This is a genomic window from Anabaena sp. UHCC 0253, from assembly GCF_009712085.1.
In the GTDB taxonomy this organism is placed as follows: domain Bacteria; phylum Cyanobacteriota; class Cyanobacteriia; order Cyanobacteriales; family Nostocaceae; genus Dolichospermum.
On sequence record NZ_VILD01000002.1, the window covers coordinates 652,471 to 654,170 of the forward strand.

The 1,700-nt window shown below is 35.4% G+C and carries 1 protein-coding gene; it reads right to left on the minus strand.

Going from position 1 to position 1,700, the window contains the following annotated elements:
- A partial coding sequence (locus FJR38_RS07145; protein ID WP_254449375.1) for a DUF3656 domain-containing protein occupies nt 1–1,700 on the minus strand: 1,700 nt, incomplete at both ends.

Genomic DNA, 1,700 nt, shown 5'->3' on the forward strand with positions numbered 1-1,700 from the left:
GAGTTACACCTAATTGATTTTGCAACTTTAATGTTTTCCAAAGTTGAGAACCGGTAATTTCTCCTTGGAGTAAGTTTTGATAACTCTGTATTGTTTTTTGCACTTGTTCCGATGTTTCGTTGACAAATTCAATCCGAAAGTATTGTAAACCTAAACTTACTAATCTTTGTACGTATTCTGCCCCTGTTTGTGCCGCACTGTTATATACTGTATTTCTACATCCTGCGTCAGCTTTGAGAATGTGTTCACTACCTACTCTGTCTCTCATTGTTACTGATTGTGTTTCGCAAGGTCTACCGCAATTGGTGTAATCTGTGCCTTCAGATAGGAAAGCGCAAAATACGCAATGTTCCATGTGAAACATGGGTATATGTTGATGAATTGTAACTTCAAAGTTTTGCGCTGGGTAATTTGTAATTAAACCTTCCAGTTGGTTAATATTTAAGTCGTAAGACGCTGTTAATCTTTCTAAATTAAAGCGGTTTTTAAAGTAATCTGCGGTTAAAGGATTAGCGATATTTAAGGAGAAGTCACCCACACATCTTTCATTAGCAAAATATTCTAATTGGTCATAATTTCTAATTAAATAACCATCAGCTTGAGAATCTCGAACTTGTTTTAAAATCCAGGTTTCTCCAGGTTTGCTTATCCGAGGTGGTGCGACAAAGATATTGATTTCTTCCTGTCCAAATTCGCGGACTATTTTTACTGCTTCTTGATACTTGCGAGGATCTTCAAATTCACAGTATACAGTTTTGATATCTGCTGTTAATACTGCTTTGAGTTGTTCTATATTTCTGACTAAAACAATCAAGGAAGGGGAAGCGGGAATTTCTGTGGATTTAGAACTAATTAAATCTTGCCATTTTGCATGATGATTTAATTCCCAAAGTTTGGGTCTACTTCTTAATTCCTCTAATTGGCTGACTATTTCCCGACGCATTCGGTTTAATTCACTCACGGGTAACATAATATTACCGTTGAGATTATTGATAAAATTGTCTAAATGGAAAGGAGTATTTCCTAACCGTCCAAATTGTTCTTTTAATCTTTCTGTAGACAAGGGTTTTGTATGTGCTTCAGCTATTAATATTTCTGATTCTACTTGAACTATATTCCAAGATTCATCACGAGATACAGCTATTAATTTTTCGCCAATTTCTCCATGCACTTCGATATTAATCGGCCTGGTAAATTGGGGATGTTCTCCAGTATAACTTTGACGAATTTGTTTATCTAATTCTGGATCATTTGTTTTCCAAACTTTATCACCTATATGGATATTATGGAAATTTAAATCATTTCTCCCAAAAGTTAATATTACTTCTCTACCATTGGGAATAACTGCATATATTCTTCCTCCTTCTTCCTTAGTTTCTGGGTGTCCGCAATCAAAAACAATCCCATCTCCTGGTTTAACAGGTGCTTCTAGTTTCAGTGTTATTTCTGCATTTCTAATCCGGGTAACTTCTCCTAAATAAACACCGCGTTTTTTACCAAATCTCCCATGCACTAATTCTTGATTATTAATTCCCTCAAACCAACCTGTATAAAGTCCGCGAGAAAATGCCATTTCTAAATTATATTGGTCTTTTTCTCGACTAGAAAATGTCTCTATATTCGTTTCTATTAGTTGATTTAAAGCCTGACGATAAACGCGAGTCACATTAGCAACATATTCCGGTGCTTTCAAACGTCCT